This window comes from Sphingomonas sp. (genome assembly GCF_050725575.1).
Classification (GTDB): domain Bacteria; phylum Pseudomonadota; class Alphaproteobacteria; order Sphingomonadales; family Sphingomonadaceae; genus Sphingomonas.
The window spans coordinates 1-16,264 of record NZ_JBOHHW010000075.1 but is presented as its reverse complement, the minus strand read 5'-3'; the positions used below and the strand labels follow the sequence as shown (position 1 = coordinate 16,264).

Annotated in this window: 14 protein-coding genes; 13 read left to right on the top strand and 1 reads right to left on the bottom strand. The window is 64.0% G+C overall.

The features are described from left to right. From ACRECS_RS26245 to ACRECS_RS26215, 7 genes are all read left to right on the top strand, one after another. On the top strand, positions 1-517 hold a 517-nt coding region (locus ACRECS_RS26245; protein WP_431585922.1), incomplete at its 5' end, for a glutathione binding-like protein. Next, positions 514-1,284 carry an SDR family oxidoreductase gene (locus tag ACRECS_RS26240; RefSeq protein WP_431585921.1) on the top strand — a complete coding sequence of 257 codons (771 nt, stop codon included), beginning with the start codon at positions 514-516 and terminating at the stop codon, positions 1,282-1,284. The genes ACRECS_RS26245 and ACRECS_RS26240, both read left to right, overlap by 4 nt. 48 nt (positions 1,285-1,332) lie before the next feature. Next, positions 1,333-2,121, top strand: a complete 789-nt coding sequence (locus ACRECS_RS26235; protein WP_431585920.1) for an alpha/beta fold hydrolase — start codon at positions 1,333-1,335, stop codon at positions 2,119-2,121. Between the two features lie 91 nt (positions 2,122-2,212). Next, a complete protein-coding gene (locus tag ACRECS_RS26230; RefSeq protein ID WP_431585919.1) occupies positions 2,213-4,117 on the top strand; it encodes a ferritin-like domain-containing protein in 1,905 nt (634 codons plus the stop codon). A 260-nt stretch (positions 4,118-4,377) separates the two neighbouring features. Beyond that, complete coding sequence (locus ACRECS_RS26225; protein ID WP_431585918.1) at positions 4,378-4,761, top strand: hypothetical protein; 384 nt, start codon at positions 4,378-4,380, stop codon at positions 4,759-4,761. Positions 4,762-4,829: 68 nt separating this feature from the next. Then, on the top strand, positions 4,830-5,876 hold the full coding sequence (locus ACRECS_RS26220) for an MBL fold metallo-hydrolase (protein ID WP_431585917.1): 1,047 nt from the start codon (positions 4,830-4,832) through the stop codon (positions 5,874-5,876). A 130-nt stretch (positions 5,877-6,006) separates the two neighbouring features. Then, positions 6,007-6,948, top strand: coding sequence for an alpha/beta hydrolase (locus ACRECS_RS26215; protein ID WP_431585916.1), 942 nt, complete (start codon positions 6,007-6,009; stop codon positions 6,946-6,948). 191 nt (positions 6,949-7,139) lie between these two features. Here ACRECS_RS26215 and ACRECS_RS26210 read toward each other — a convergent pair whose 3' ends face one another. Then, positions 7,140-8,078: an alpha/beta fold hydrolase gene (locus tag ACRECS_RS26210; protein WP_431585915.1), complete on the bottom strand. Its 939-nt coding sequence runs from the start codon at positions 8,076-8,078 to the stop codon at positions 7,140-7,142. A 130-nt stretch (positions 8,079-8,208) separates the two neighbouring features. Here ACRECS_RS26210 and ACRECS_RS26205 point away from each other — a divergent pair, with 130 nt between their 5' ends. From ACRECS_RS26205 to ACRECS_RS26180, 6 genes are all read left to right on the top strand, one after another. Beyond that, positions 8,209-9,024, top strand: a complete 816-nt coding sequence (locus ACRECS_RS26205) for a TetR/AcrR family transcriptional regulator (protein ID WP_431585914.1) — start codon at positions 8,209-8,211, stop codon at positions 9,022-9,024. A 96-nt stretch (positions 9,025-9,120) separates the two neighbouring features. After that, positions 9,121-10,731 (top strand): FAD-dependent oxidoreductase, encoded by a 1,611-nt coding sequence (locus ACRECS_RS26200; protein ID WP_431585923.1) that lies wholly within the window; start codon positions 9,121-9,123, stop codon positions 10,729-10,731. Further along, on the top strand, positions 10,728-11,774 hold the full coding sequence (locus ACRECS_RS26195; protein ID WP_431585913.1) for a VOC family protein: 1,047 nt from the start codon (positions 10,728-10,730) through the stop codon (positions 11,772-11,774). Before ACRECS_RS26200 ends, ACRECS_RS26195 begins: the two co-directional genes overlap by 4 nt. Positions 11,775-11,795: 21 nt before the next feature. Further along, on the top strand, positions 11,796-12,785 hold the full coding sequence (locus ACRECS_RS26190) for a fumarylacetoacetate hydrolase family protein (RefSeq protein WP_431585912.1): 990 nt from the start codon (positions 11,796-11,798) through the stop codon (positions 12,783-12,785). Beyond that, entirely contained in the window at positions 12,769-13,818 is a 1,050-nt protein-coding gene (locus tag ACRECS_RS26185) for a Rieske 2Fe-2S domain-containing protein (RefSeq protein WP_431585911.1), read from the top strand. Before ACRECS_RS26190 ends, ACRECS_RS26185 begins: the two co-directional genes overlap by 17 nt. A 32-nt stretch (positions 13,819-13,850) precedes the next feature. Next, positions 13,851-16,264, top strand: a 2,414-nt coding sequence (locus ACRECS_RS26180; protein ID WP_431585910.1) for a TonB-dependent receptor, incomplete at its 3' end; no start/stop codon positions are given.

Here is a 16,264-nt window from a genome sequence, read left to right as displayed (position 1 = left end):
GCAGGGATATGACTACCTCTCGATCAATCCCAGAGGTTACGTTCCCCTGCTGGCGCTCGATGACGGGGCCGCCATCACCGAAAATATCGCGGTCTTGGAGTTCATCGCCGACTGCGATCCCGCCCTCGGGCCGGGCGGCCCGCTGGGCCGCACGCGGCTGCTCGAAATCCTGTCCTGGCTTTCGACCGAATTGCATGTCGCGTTCAGGCCGTTTTCGGGTTCCATCCGTGCCGCAGAGAAAGCAAGCGCGGCGGATGTCGTGGCGAAGCTTCTCGACATCGTCTCGGAACGGATCAACGAACTCTATCTGTTCGGGCCGCGCTTCACGGTCGCGGACGCCTATCTGTTCGCCATGCTGCGCTGGGCCGGCGCGTACGGCATCCCGGTTTCTCCGGAAATGCACGGCTATTTCGAGCGCATCGCCGAACGGCCCTCGGTTCAACGGGCATTGTCGGAAGAAGGCCTGCCCGACGCTCGCAAGCTGGTCGATATCGCGTCTTTTGAGGCAGCGATATGAAGGTCGTGGTGCTGGGCGCCAGCGGCCGCATCGGTCGAAAGCTGGTGGGGATGTTGCGGCGGAACGGTTGGGATGTCGTGGAGGCATCGCCGAGCTTCGGCATCGACTCCGTAACCGGTGTCGGGCTGGCCGAGGCGCTCGAGGGCGCAAGGGCCGTGGTCGACGTTTCCAATTCCCCCTCGCTCGAGGGGGCTGACGCCTTGCAATTTTTCGAGACGTCGGGCCGCAACCTTTTGGCCGCGGCGCGCGCCGCCGGCGTGCAGCACCATGTCGCACTGTCGATCGTCGGTGTCGATCGGCTGGAGAGCGGCTATTTTCGTGCAAAGCAGGTGCAAGAGCAGCTGATCAGGGCCTCGGGCCTTCCCTTCACGATCCAGCGCTCGACGCAGTTCTTCGAATTCATCCGTGATGTCGTGCAGGAGGGAACGGCGAGCGAGATCACGATATCTCCAGCACTGGTTCAGCCGGTTTCGGGCGAAGACGTGGCCGGCGCGCTGACCGCCGCCTTGTCATCTGCGCCGGCAAATGCCGTGCGCGAAATTGCCGGCGCCGAGCGATTGCGCCTCAATGAAGTCGCGGTCGAGATCGCCACCGCTTATGAGGACGGTCGCCGTATCATCGCCGATGTTCATGCGCGATATTTCGGCGCGGAACTGGGCGAACGCTCGCTTCTTCCCGGCCCCGGCGCGTCGATAGCCTCTCACGGCCTCGACGACTGGCTGCGCGACAGCCTTCAGCCGGCCTGGGCCACGATCCGCGTGACCTGAGCGGCATCGGATCGATCCCACCATCACGACCCTTATCCGGAGGCATCAATGCGCATTTCCCTGTTCGGCACTCTTCTGTTCGCCGTTGCTTTCGTTCATCCCGGCATTGCGGCCGCCGGAGACAAATCCGGGCCGGAAAAGCCGACCATTGTGCTGGTGCACGGCGCGTTCGCCGAATCGTCGAGCTGGGACTCGGTCGTCGCCCGGCTCAACAAGGACGGCTATCGGGTCATCGCTGCCGCGAACCCGCTGCGCAGCGTTGCCAGTGATGCCGCTGCGGTGTCGCGGATCGTCAAATCCGTCGATGGACCGGTTGTGCTGGTCGGCCATTCCTATGGCGGACCCGTGATCACCGAAGCGGCGGCCGGCAATGCCAATGTCACGGCACTGGTCTATGTCGCGGCCTTTGCCCCGGACGTCGGCGAGACCAGCCTTTCGCTCTCGGCAAAATTCCCCGGAAGCACGCTCGGCGCCAGCCTGACCACCGTCGCGCTGCCTGATGGTGGCGAGGATCTCTACATCCAGACCGACAAATTCCGCGCGCAATTCGCCGCCGACGTGCCGGCGGCAAAGACAGCGTTGATGGCGGCCAGCCAGCGCCCCGTCACGCTCTCCGCGCTGGGCGAACCGTCGCGGATCGCCAGCTGGAAGACGCTGCCCTCCTACGTGATCTACGGCACCGCGGACCGCAACATCCCTGCTGCCGTCATGAAGTTCATGGCCGAGCGCGCCCGCGCGCGCGACACCGTCGCCGTTACTGGCGCCTCGCATGCGCTGATGGTGTCGCACCCCGCCGAAGTCGCCGCGATGATCGAGGAAGCAGCCGGCGCGAAATAGCTCCGCCGGGCCGCGGACCATGCGCCCCTGAAAGTGAGAAGAAGAAATGCCCCAGGATAGTCTCGCGCCGGCGGTCAGTCGGGAAAAGATCATGCACGCCCTCTACGAAGCGGCGGAAATCGAACATTGTCTGATGTGCACCTACCTCTACGCCGCCTTCAGCCTGCGCGACGGGGAAGGCGAGGGGCTGACGGCGGAAGAGGCGGAGGCGGTGGCCCGGTGGCGCCGTGCGATCTTGGGCGTGGCGATCGACGAAATGAGCCACTTGGTGGCGGTCTGGAACATCACCGCAGCGCTGGGCGGAGCGCCGCATCTTGGTCGCGCGAACTTCCCGCTCGACCCCGGATATCTGCCCGCTGGGCTGGTCGTTAGGCTGGCACCGTTCAACGAGGCGGTGATCCAGCATTTCGTCTATCTGGAACGGCCGGAAGGATCGGACGAGCCCGACGGTCCGGGCTTCGAAAGCCCCGCAAACCTGACGCGGGCGATTCCGGGGCTGCGGCTTACGCCGACCGGCTATGACTATTGCACCGTCGGCGAATTCTACGAGGAGATCAGCGGCAACCTGCGCCAGTTCGTCGACCAGATCGGCGAGGCGGCGGTGTTTTGCGGCGATCCCGCGCTTCAACTCAGTCCAGCCGAGATCCGTCTGGTCGGCGCCCGGCCGGTCATGCATCTCGAAAGTGCCCTGGCTGCAATCGAGACCATCATCATCGAAGGCGAAGGCGCACCGGCGGATCGCGACACTTCGCACTTCCAGCGGTTCAGCGCGATCCGCGAGGAGTATAAGGCGCTCAAAGCCAAGAATCCGGACTTCTCGCCTGCGCATCCCGCTGCCGTAAATCCCGTTCTGCGGCGCCCGCCACAGCCCGAAGGGCGTGTCTGGATTGAAGATGCCGATGCCATGGCGACAATCGACCTGGCAAACGCGGCTTATGCGCTGATGCTGCGTCTGCTCGCCGAGGTCTATGCGCTGCCGTCGAGCGACGATGACAAATTGCTCTATGTCGGTGCGGCGGTGGGCCTGATGCAGGCGCTCACGCCGCTCGCGGAGCGCGCCGCGCGCCTGCCGGCAGGGCCGTCCAATCCGCACTGCCATGCCGGCGTCTCGTTCACGGCCTTGCGCGATACCGCGTCGTTGCCGCCAGGGGCGAGCGCGCGGCGGTATTTTCTCGAGCGGATGGAAGAACTGGGCACAGCCGCGGACGCGATCGACCAGGCCGATCCGCGCGGCCAACGCGCCGCCAAGGTGCTGCACGATCTAGTCGGGCGGCTGCGCAATGCACCGGCACCGCAGGCAGCGGCCGTTGTGGCATCACCGACTGCGCCTGCGCCGGCTGCGCCGTCAGTCAAGGCTAGCGACGGCCTGGAGACGATCGAGGGACATGATGTCACGGTCCTGTTCAACGAGAAGCGCTGCATCCACGCCCGCTTCTGCGTCACCCAGGCGCCCGCGACCTTTCTTGCCAATGTGGCGGGCGCGTGGGTCCAGCCGGACGCCACCGAAACCGAACTGCTGTGCGGCACAATCCGGCAATGCCCGTCGGGGGCGTTGAGCTACCAGCGAAAGGACGGTCATGACGAGGCGCCGCCACCGGTAAACCTGTTGTCGCTGCGCGAGAACGGGCCCTATGCGGTGCGCGCGAGTCTCTCGATCGATGGTGAGCAAGCCGGCTTTCGGGCGACATTGTGCCGGTGCGGCGCGTCTGCCAACAAACCGTTCTGCGACAACTCGCACCTCCGGATCGGCTTCGCCGCGACCGGCGAGCCGGCCAGCGAGGATACGCCGGCACTCGCGGTGCGCGACGGTCCCTTGTCGGTCATGCCGCAGATCGACGGGCCGCTGCAGATCGACGGCAATCTGGAAATCACCAGCGGTACCGGCCGGCGGGTTTCCTGCGTTCGGAGCACCCGGCTCTGTCGGTGTGGGGGGAGCGCTAACAAGCCGTTCTGTGACGGTACGCATGCGCGCATCGGCTTTCGTTCTTCCAACTGATCAAGCGACGATCTGACTTTGGGCGTGTCGCGCCATCTTGCAATCGGCCTTCGTCACGTGTAAAATTCTACGATCGTGTAAAAATACCAGCTCATGTCACATTTGGCCGAGCTGGATCGTCAGGGCCGTACGGGATCGCGCACGAAACTGCGCGAGCCACTCGGTCAGGGAAGGTCGATCGCCTGCGCGGTTGCGCAGGCGGGTCGTTGCCAAATGCCACCAACGGGGAGGTTTCAATGAGCAAATTCAACAAGGGTCTGATGGCGCTGCTCGGCATCGCCATGTTCGTGAACGGCATCATCATGCTCTACGATCCGGAATTCTGGTATTATGCGGTGCCGACGGTGCCGGCAACCGGCCCGTTCAATCAGCATTTTCTCCGCGATATCGGCCTCATCTACGTGATGATCGGAGCCGGCTATGTGACCGGTATCTTCTTCCCCGCCCAGCGGATCTGGCTGTGGGCAGCGGCCACTGCCTGGCTCGGCCTGCACGGCTTCTTCCATCTCTGGGAAATCGGCGCCGGCATCTGCGGCGCCGACACCATCCTGAAGAACGGTCATGCCGTCTACCTGCCGGCCGTCGTCGGGCTGGTGGGGATCGCCATCGATGTCCGGGAACGACGGGCAATGAAGACTGCGTGACGAGCTCCAATGCCCTGCCACCGGCGATCATGGTCGTGCCGCGGCTCACTCAACCAAGGAAAAGAGAGATGGCAAAAAGTGCTACCTATGGCGCCCTTGCGCTGATCGTGTCGTGCTGCGTCGTCGGCCTTGCCCGGGCCGAGGACCCCGCGCCCGCAGGGCAGGCGGTGACGCCCTATCCCGCCATGCCGGACATTGCGCCGATCGGGGTGCGCGTCGACAAATATCTCCCGATCCCCGCATCGGCTCGGGGCCCGGCCATCGACCCCGCCAAGGGCTACCGGATCGAGAAGCTGGGGGAGGGCCTCTATATGATCACCGACGGCGCCTACCAGTCGATGTTCATGGTTTATGAGACCGGGGTCGTCGTGGTCGATGCGCCGCAATCCTATGCGGGCAAGATCCGCCAGGCGGTCGCCGAGGTCACCGACAAGCCGATCACCTATCTCATCTACAGCCATTCGCACATCGACCATATCGGCGGTGCAGCGACGCTCGGCGGCCATCTCGTGATCATCGCCCAGGAAGAGACCAAGCGGCTGCTCGCTCGCGCCGCCGACCCGCAGCGCCCGCTGCCGACGGTGACGTTTGACAAAAACTATACCCTGAAGCTGGGCACGCAGACGCTCGAGCTGTCCTATCCCGGCAACGGTCACGAGTCCGGCAATATCGAGATCTACGCGCCGGCCCAGAAGACCCTGATGTTCGTCGATATCGTGTTTCCGGGCTGGATGCCGTGGCGCGCCTTCGGCGTCGCCCAGGACATTCCGGGCTATTTCCAGCAGGTTCGCGACCTCGATCGTCATCCGTTCGAGAAGTTCGTCGGCGGCCATGTCAGCCGGATTGGCACGCACGCGGACGTGAAGCTGCAGATCGCCTTCGACGATGATATCCAGGCGGCCGCCGGTGCGGTGCTCAAGTCTCAGCCGTACGGGCAAGTCCTCGACCCGGCAGATGCCGCCAATCCCTGGGCGCTGGCCGACGATTATACGGCGCGCGTCGCGCGTGCCTGCGTATCGACGATGACGCCCAAGTGGAAAAACCGGCTTGCCGCCTTCGATACCTTCATCTGGGAGCAGTGCTACGCCACCGAGCAAAGCCTTCGCGTAGACTAGGGCGCTTGGCCCCTGTCCAATAAATACTACGATCGTGGAATTTTATTGGACAGGCACGCGAGTCGCATGGTAGCGGCGCTTGCGCAGATCAAGACGGACGCAATGCCGATTGGCGCGAGGGAGAAGATTGATGACGGAGCAAGTCGCTCAATATGTACGGCCCGACGTGGCGGAGTTCCTGGGGTTCCTGAACGGGCAGGAAGGGCCGCCGATGCAGGAATTGGGCGCCGAGACGGCGCGCGCGATGATCGTCGGGCTCGGCCAGGCGGCCGACGCGCCGCGCGGTGATATCGCCAAGGTCGAGGAAATCATGATTCCGGGGCCGGGGGGTGACCTCAGGCTTCGCGTCTATGACAACCGTCCGGATCGGGAAGCCGGGCCGGTAATGGTCTTTTATCACGGCGGCGGTTGGGTGATTTGCGATCTCGACACGCACGACGCTTATTGCGCCGAGGCCGCCCGGCAACTCGACATCCCGGTCGTGTCGGTCGATTATCGCCGTGCGCCGGAGCACGTCTTTCCTGCAGCGCATGACGACGCCGAAGCCGCCGCGCGCTGGGTCGCCGATCATTTCCCGTGCACCGGACTCGTGCTTGCAGGAGACAGCGCGGGCGGCAACATGGCCATCACGACCGCGCTTGCTCTCCGTGACAAGCCGGCGTCGAAACCGGTCCTTGCGATCAATCCGATCTACCCCGTCGTGACGCGGAACGGCGATTGGCAAAGCTTTCGCGACTTCGCCGAAGGCTATCTGCTGTCGGTCGATGGCATGACCTGGTTCAACAGCCTCTACGCTGCCGATCCCGCCGATCGCCGGGCATCCCCGCTCGACTTTCCGGCCGAGGGTCTCCCGCCGACGTTACTTGTGACCGCTGGGCTGGACGCGCTGCGCGACCAGGGCCGGGCTTACGCGGCAAAGCTCGTTACGGCGGGCGTTCCGACCGTCTACCGCGAAGCCGCGGGGACGGTTCACGGTTATATCTGCCTGGCACGCGGCGTTCCCAGCGCGAAGGATGACATCGATGGCGGTCTCGCGGCATTGAAGGCGCTGATCGCCGAAGTGGCGAAGTAATGGGGGCGGCGGCGCGCTCCCGTCGATGACGACGGCAGCGGCCGCCTCAACCGCCCGGTGACGGTGTCGCCGGGCGGTTGCATGACGAGCGTTCGGCCGGTGCGGGCAACCGTTGGTGTGTGTCAACACTTAGCCCGTCATCGGGCATTTCCCGCCCTTCCGCGATCGTCGATCCAGTTCGGGAAGGCTGCTCAGGGTTTATCGATGAAGGCTTGGACGAGGCGAACGATTGCACTGGGGTTCTCTTGCATGATCCAGTGACCGGAGCTCGGGATCACGCTGGCGGTCACATCGGAAGCAGCGGCGCGCATGATGTCCGCCATTTGCAGGCCGAGGCCCTTTTCTGCGCCCAACGCCAGCACCGGCATCGCCAGCTTTCCGTGAGCCGCCAGCCATGCCCGATTGTCGCTCGCATCCTGATCAAAGGCACGATATTGCTCGAACGCAGAGTGCATTGCCCCAGGGAGCGCATACAGCGCGGCATAATGGCTGCGCGATCCTTCCGTGAAGCGCGCCGGGGCGGCCGAAAATTCGTTCCAGAAGCGATCGAGATAGATGCGCTCGCGCCCCTTCACGAGCCGCTCCATGTCCGGGCCGCCAAAACGGAAATGCCAGGTCGCCGGGCTCTTTGCGATCTCGTCCCATGGGCCGATCCCCGGGATCGGCGCATCGATTACGACGAGCTTGGTCACCCGGTTGGGATATTGTTCCGCAAAGGCAAAGGCGACCATGTTGCCGATATCATGCGCAACGACATCGGATCGCACGACCTTCAGCGTGTCCATCAACGCCGCGATGTCGCTCGCCTGGCTCATCTTGGAGAAGCCGCCCGCCGGCTTCGACGATCGTCCCATGCCACGAAGATCAGGCACGATGACGGTGTGATTTCGGGCCAGGCCTGCCGCCAACGGCGCCCACATATCGCCGCTTTCGCCAAAGCCATGGAGCAGGACGACCGCCGGTCCGCTGCCGCCAATGCGCACATGCATCGTCACGCCATGCGCTTCGATGTTCCTGGTATGAAAGTCGGCCGGATAAGGCAGCTCCTGTGCACGAGCGGGCGGGGAGACCGCCAGCAAAGCAGCCGCCATGACGGCGAATGGGACCTTGTTCAAAAGGCGATCGGGCACGTTTATCTCCTCCGGCAGACCCCGTTTTGCATGGTGCCGGCGCCCCGAGACAACTATTCCAAAGCAGTAGCTTACCCCCGCAATAGTATGACACCGGCAGGCAAAACGCCCGGCGCCCGGATGCGAGCGCATGGCCAAAGCGGCCGGTTCATGGGTTCACGGCCTGTCACATCGCCTTGGCGTTCTTGCAGACTCATGCCTGCGGAGCGCGCCATTCACACCGCGGTCGATAGGGGTTACGGCATCTTCGGCAGCCGGGAACAGGAACATCATGACGTCTAAGCCAGCGCAACAGGACCAGAATTCCCCGCCCCAGCCCAGTCAACGCCGCAAGACTAACCGGCGCGAGCAGTCGCGGGCGGTCGAAACCCGCAAGGCGATACTGGACGCAGCCTTGATCGAATTTGCCGAGCGCGGTTTCGATGGAGCAAGCGTTCGCCGCATCGGCGAACGAGCCGCGGTTGACTACACGCTGATCACCTATCATTTTCGAACCAAGGACGTGTTGTGGAAGGCGTGCGCCGAATACGCCTTCGAACAGATCGAGGCGCAATGGGACGAAGCCATTCCGCCGGACTCGACGATGAGCGCGTCCGACCGGGTGCGCACCGAGTTCCGCAGCTTCCTGCGCTTCACGGTCGACCACACCGCGTTCCATCATTTCATGCTGCGCGAGAATCAGGGCGCCAGTCCGCGCCTCTCGTGGCTCATCGAGAATATTCTGCGCAAGACGCGCGAGCGCATCATGCCGCAGATCCGGGCGGCCCAGAAAGACGGGGAGTTGATCGCCGCCGACCCCGATCTGGTCTATTATATGCTGATCGGAATGACCTCCGTTCTATCGTCGTTGAGCGGCGAAATATCTCAAACCATAGGATTTTCTCTGGCCGACGAAGCGGCTGTCGAACGCTATTGGGATCTGGTCGAACGCGCCGTCTTTCAATAAAATACTACGATCGTGTAATTTTAATGGACTCCTTTGCGGAGGCTGTGTTAGCTCCTGCTCCAACATCGGCGAACGGCCGGGATGGAGAGGGCATTGGTGGATATTCCTGTCATTGTTGCAGGTGGGGGACCCGTTGGTCTCGCGACCGCATACGAGCTTCAGTCGCGCGGTATTCGCGTGCTGCTCGTCGAGCGGAACCCGACGACGACGCGCCATCCCAAGATGGATGTCACCAATGGCCGGAGCATGGAGCTGTTTCGCCGCATGGGGCTGGCGGAGGCGATCCGCGATGCCGCGGTCCCGCGCAGCAGCCCGATGGACGTGGTGTGGGTGACGCGGCTCAACGAATGGGAGCTGGCGCGTTTTTCCTATCCCGACGTCGACAACTGGCGGGAGCAAATCCGCCAGACCAATGACGGCTCGCAACCACTCGAACCCTATATGCGGCTCAGCCAGGTTGTGCTCGAGCCGACGCTCCGGGCGCTTCTTGAACAATCCCCGCTAGTCGAGGTTCGCTTTGGCTGGGCATTCGAGCGTTTCGAGGAAGATGGCGAGGGCGTCGAGGTCACATTGCGCGAGGTCGCGACCGGCCGAAGCGAGACCAGGCGGTGCGCGTTGCTGGCGGGCTGCGACGGCGGCGGCAGCCTGGTGCGCGAGGCGCTCGGCTTTCGCTGGGAGGGGGTCCATAATGTGGCGCCCTTCTACATGGTGCATTTCAGATCTGAGGCGCGCGACTTGCTCCAGCGCTTCGGCATCGCCTGGCACTATCAATCGCCGAGCGGCGCCACGCTGATTGCGCAGGACGACAGCGAGATCTGGACGTTGCACTGCATCCTGGCCGAGGGCGCCGCCGCAGAAGAGGTGGTTCCCGAGGAACTCGTCTTCGACGCGCTGGGCCGCGAGTTCCCGCTCGAAGTGATTCAGGCCAATCCCTGGTCGCCGCACCTGGTACTCGCGACGGGATATGGTCGGGGGCGGGTCTGGCTGGCCGGAGACGCGGTGCACCAGGTCATCCCGACCGGCGGCTATGGGATGAATACCGGCATCGCGGATGCCGTCGATCTCGCCTGGAAATTTGCCGCGGTCCTGGAAGGGTGGGGCGGCCCGGCGCTGCTGTCGAGTATCGAAGCCGAGCGTCGGCCGGTGGGGGCCGGCGTCGTCGAGGCGTCGGGCGGCCACATGCAGATACGGTTCGAAATCGCCAATGCCTATGATCCGGTGATCCATGAAGCGACGCCGGAGGGGGACGCCGCCCGAAAGAAATATGGCAAGCTGATTGCCTCGCTCGGCAATCTGGAAAACGAGGCACGCGGCGTCGAACTCGGCTATCGCTACCGCAATTCGCCGATCGTCTGCACCGAAGCCGACGAACCCGAATGGACGCCACGCGCCTATGTGCCAAGCACCTGGCCCGGTGCGCGCGCGCCGCACCTGTTCCTGGGCGACGGAAGCGCGCTGTTCGATCATTTTGGACCGTGGTTCACGCTCGTTCGTTTCACAGACCTGGCGGCCGACCCTTTGCTGTCCGCAGCAGAGCAGCGCGGGGTGCCCGTCAAGCTGCTCGATATTCGCGACGACCATGCGCGCGGTGTCTACGAGCGTGACTTCGTCCTTGTCCGTCCCGACCAGCACGTCGCCTGGCGCGGCAACGCCATGCCCGACGACCCGATGGCGATCATCGATCGCATCAGAGGAGCAGCGCAATGATCCCGCCCGTCGATCCGCCCATCGATCCGGTCGTCCGTGCTGATGCTCTATCGCATGTCAGCTACCAGCGCCGCGATCCGGACGGCATGGCTCGCTTTCTCGCCGACTTCGGCTTCATCCCGCTGGCCCCGGCCAGCCGCGGCCGGCAGTATTTTCGGGGCTATGGACCCGACAGCTATTGCGTCGAAGTGATCGCGGCCGAGCATGATGCGTTCATTGGCTTCGCCCTGACCGCGCGCAGCCGCGACGATCTCCACACGCTGGCACGGTTTGAGAAGCGGGACATCGCGCCGGTGGAGGGGCCGGGCGGCGGCGAGCGGGTGCGCCTGTTCGATCCGGACGGCAACAGGGTCGATTTCCTGTGGGGCGCGGAGCCGCTGCCGGCGCTTCCCGCACGGAGCGCGATCAGCGACGTCAACCTGCCGAACGCCACGCCGCGGATCAACCGGCCCGTCCGATCGGATCCGGCGCCCGCGCCGGTCTTCAGGATCGGCCATGTCGTCCTCCAGACGCAGGCCTTTCCCGACATGATGGAGTGGTACCGCCAGCGTTTCGGCTTCCTGGCATCGGATGTGGCCACGATTGCCGATGACATCCCGGTGCTGGGCTTCTTCCGGTTCGACCGCGGCGATCAGCCCGCCGATCACCATAGCCTCGCCTTGCTGGCCGGGCCGGAAGCGCGGATGCTCCATGTCTCGACCGAAACCATCGATCTCGACGCCGTCGGGCAAGGACAACAGCATCTTCGGGCGCAGGGGTGGAGCCATCATTGGGGCATCGGCCGGCACGTCCTTGGCAGTCAGATCTTCGATTATTGGAAAGACGGTGCCGGCGACGAGTGGGAGCATTATGCCGACGGGGACGTGATGACGTCCGATTACCCGACCGGTGTCCACCCGCTGACGCGCGGCGGGCTTTGGGCCTGGGGCGACGACTTGCCGGACTCGATGCGGCCACCGGGCCCGCCGCCGGCCGACGCACCCGCCGCCGTCCATGCGATGTTCGACGCGCTGGCGACACCGCCGCGGTCGTGGCTGCGCTGACAAAAGATGCCGGAGAGAATAATGGCCTCGATGATCATTCGATACGATGTAGGAAAAGGAGCGCGATGGGCCGTCGTCACCGGCGCCGCGCCGATCCATCCTGACGATCTGGTCGAGGCGCAGGACCTTGCGACCGAGGTCACAACCCTCAGCGATCTTGTCGCCGAGCTCGATGCGGGGCGGGCGCTGCCCTCAAGCCCGGTGGCCGTGCCGGCGCGCGCGATCCTCAGCCCGGTGACGGCGGATGCGACGCTCATCTGCCAGGGATTGAACTATCGCGATCACGCGGCCGAGGCGGGGCATCATCAGCGCAGGGCCAATCTGCTTTTCGCCAAGGCGAGCAGTTCGCTGTGCGGTCCCTATGCCGATATCGTGCGGCCGGCCGGTGTCGAGTTGCTCGACTATGAGGCGGAGATCGGGATTGTCCTGCGTCGATCGCTGGGGTCGGGCGCCGTGGTCGATCGCTCGAACATCGGATCGTTCGTCGCCGGCGTCGTGCTGTGCAACGACGTGTCGGCGCGGGATACGATGTTCGGCGCGTCGTTCCTGCAATGGTATCGCGGCAAGAGCTACCGCACCTTCTGTCCGACCGGCCCGGTCTTCTATTATCTCGATCAAGGCGATGTCGCCGAGACGATCGGTCAGCTCGATCTGGCGTTGAGCCGGGAAGGCGAGTTGCGCCAGGCGGCGAGCAGCGCAAGCTTCATCTATCCGCCCGAAGAAGCGCTGACCGAGATCGCGGGACTTCAGGACCTCAAGCGCGGCGACCTGCTGCTTACCGGAACGCCGGGCGGCGTCATTGCCCGCGCGACGCCCGAGGTAATCCGGATCCTGAGCACGCATCTGGTCGACGATGTCCGTCGCCGTGACGAGATCCGCGTGGCGCTTGACGCGCCGGCCTTTCTTCAGCCCGGCGAAACCTTGTGGCTGACGCTGCGCGACGCGCGGCGAAGCCTCCACCTTGGCGGGCAGCTGAGCAGAATCGTGGAGGACAATGCCCATGTTCATTGATCAGGCATGGTATGTCGCGGCCTGGGCTCGCGAAGTCGCCGACCAGGCCTTCGCGCGGCGTTTGTGCGACATTCCCATCGTGCTGTACCGGAAAGGCGACGGCACGATCGCCGCTCTCCACGACCAATGCCCGCATCGCTTCGCGCCGCTTCATCTCGGGACCGTCGAGGGCGATCGGATCCAGTGCCCCTATCACGGGCTCGTCTTCTCGAGCGAGGGGCAGTGCGTCCACAGCCCCCATGGACATGCGCCGAAAGCGGCACGGGTCCGATCCTTACCGGTCGTCGAGCGCTATTCGCTGATATGGCTCTGGTTCGGCGATCCGGACCAGGCGGATGCCGACCTCATTCCCGATTTTTCCTGCCTGGTCGATGACGGCCTGCGCACCGTCGGCGGCGTCTTCACGGTCGACGCGCATTACGAACTGATCACCGACAATCTGATGGATCTGTCGCATGTCGCCTTCCTGCACAAGAACGGGATCGGCAGCGACGCCATCGCCACCGGCAAGCATCGTGTCCAGCAGCACGGCACGACGATCTTTTCGGATCGTTGGTGCCCCGACGCGCCCGCGCCGCCGGTATGGGACGCCTTGTTCGGAAACTATGGCAAGAATGTCGACCATTGGCTCGACATGCGGTGGGACCCGCCGGGCAACATGCTGCTCAATGTCGGCGTCACGCCGGCAGGGCATCCGCGCAGCGACGGCATATCCACCCTCGGGCTCGATATATTGACGCCCGAAACGGCGACCAGGACCCATTATTTCTGGGCGATGACCCGCGATTTCGGGCAGGAGAATCCTCAGCTGGACGACCTCATCACCAGCGCCACCGAGCAGGCCTTCCTTCATGAGGATCTGCCGATGCTCGAAGCCGTCCAGACGCAGATGGGCGCTCGCACGTTCGACGAGATGAAGCCCCTTTTACTGCCCTTTGACGAAGGCGCCGTCCGCGCCCGCCGCGTGGTCGCCGCTGTGCTGCAGGCCAAGCGGGCCATCGAGAAGCCGCTGACTAAGAGAGAAATAAGCTAACAAAAACAAGAGTATATAATTGGGAGGGATGAATGAAACAGTATCTTGTGATCCTGTTGGGCACGACCGCGCTTGGCCTGTCGACACCCGCTTGGGCCGTTCAGCAAGCGCTCTCGTCCACTGGGCAAGGCGGAACGACGGACACCGCGCCGGGATGTGTTCCCAAGGCGCCCGCGCCATCCATGGCAGCGCCAGGCCCAACGGCCGGGGACGGCCGCTTGTCTTGTACCGACCAAGTGGCGTCGGCCGCGCGACCGGCCGACACCGGCAAGAACGATTCCGCGCCCGACGATATCATCGTCACCGCGCAGAAACGGTCCGAGCGATTGAGCGACGTGCCGCTCTCGATCACCGCGGCATCGGGCGACCAGCTCGCCAATGCCGGCATCACGCGCCCGGCCGATCTTGAAAAGATCGCGCCAGGACTGACCTTCAGACCCAGCACGTACGGATCGCCGGTCCTCACGATCCGGGGCATCGGATTCTATGACGTCGCGGTGGCCGTCGCGCCGACGGTCAGCGTGTACAGCGACCAGGTGCCGATCCCCTATCTGGCGATGACCGAGGGCGCGTCGTTCGACGTCGAGCGCGTTGAGATATTGAAGGGGCCGCAAGGCACGCTGTTCGGGCAGAATTCCACTGGCGGGGCGATCAACTATATTCCCGCCAAGCCGACCGACGCTCTAACGTCGGGCTTTGACCTTACCTATGGCCGTTTCAATGAGGTCGATGCGCAAGGGTTCGTCAGCGGCCCGATCTCCGGGGATCTCAAGGGACGCATCGCGGTTCGCCATGAATATGCCGACGGATGGCAGGTCAGCCAGAGCCGGCCGTCGGACCGGCTCGGGCGGCGCGATTTCACGACCGGCCGCGCGATCCTGGACTGGAGCACGAGCGGTCTGCGGCTCGAACTGATCGCCAACGGATGGATCGACAAGAGCGAGACGCAAGCCGGGCAGTTCATGCGCTACGATCCGCAGATTCCGGCGTCGGCCGGGGGCTATACCGATCTCGAGGCGGCCTTGCTTGCCATCGCACCGGCGCCGGACAAGAGCCGGATTGCCGATTGGGACCCTGGCGTCAGCCTCAGGCGCAACGACCATTTCTATCAATTCTCGCTGCGCGGCGACATCGACTTGTCGGATTCGATCACGCTGACGTCGATCAGCGCCTATTCGCACCTCAAGCAATGGGCGCCCGTCGACACCGACGGCGTTCCCGAGACAAATTTGCGGCTGACGATCGATGCGCGGATCAAGAGCTTCTCGCAGGAACTGCGCATTGCGAGCGCGAAGGGGCCGCTTCGCTGGATGATCGGCGGCAATTACAGCAATGACACGACCGACGACCGGGAAATCGGCAATATCCTGGCCAGCAACAGCGGGTTTGGACCGCTCCGGTACAGCGAATTCGCCATCGGCAACGCGCAGAAGATCGAGTCGAAGGCCGCGTTCGGCAGCATCGACTATGAATTCGTCCATGGCCTGACCCTGCAATTGTCGGGCCGCTACAACGATCAGACCAATCGGTTCCGCGGCTGCCTCTACGATAGCGGCAATGGCGACATCTCGACGGTCTTCAGCTTCGTTTCCAACCTGCTGCGCGGTTTTGCCGCCCCTGTGGTGGCGCTCCAGCCGGGTGCCTGCGCGACGCTGGGCGAGGTCGGCTATGGGACGCCCAATGTCCCTGTTCCGATCGTCGCAAAGCGGTTGTCGGAAGACAATTTTTCGTGGCGCGCCGGGCTGAACTGGAAGCCGGATCGCGACACGCTGCTCTACGCCAATGTGACCAAAGGCTATAAAGCGGGTAGTTTCCCCACCGTGCCGGGACTGTTCCCAACGCAGTTTAATCCGGTGACACAGGAATCGGTGCTCGCGTTCGAGGCCGGCTTCAAGATTGCCGCCTTCGATCGGCGGCTGCAGCTCGACGGTGCCGGCTTCTACTACAAATATAACGACAAGCAGATCGCGGGCTATGTCGGCACCGCATTCGGCAATCTGCCGAGCCTGGTGCAGATCCCGCGCTCTTCCGTGCGGGGCGGGGAGCTCAGCCTGAACTGGCGGCCGGTCGATGGGCTCAGGCTCAGTGCTGGCGCGACCTATGTTGATACACGGATCGACCGCAGCTTCATGACCAATGACCCGAACGGGACGACGATCGACGTCAAGGGCGCGTCGTTCCCGGGCACGCCGAAATGGCAGGCGAACGCAGATGTGGATTATCGCGTGCCGTTGAATGCCAAAGTTGAACTGACGATGGGCGGCAATATCAGCTATCGCTCGTCATCGCAGGCGGCGTTCGGCGGGCTGAGCGAGTTCGAAATACCCGGATATGCTACGCTCGACCTCCGGCTCGGCGTGGGCGCACCGGATTCGCGCTGGAAGGCCCAGATCTGGGGTCGAAACGTCACCAACAAATTTTACCTCACCAACGTGACCGACGTGAT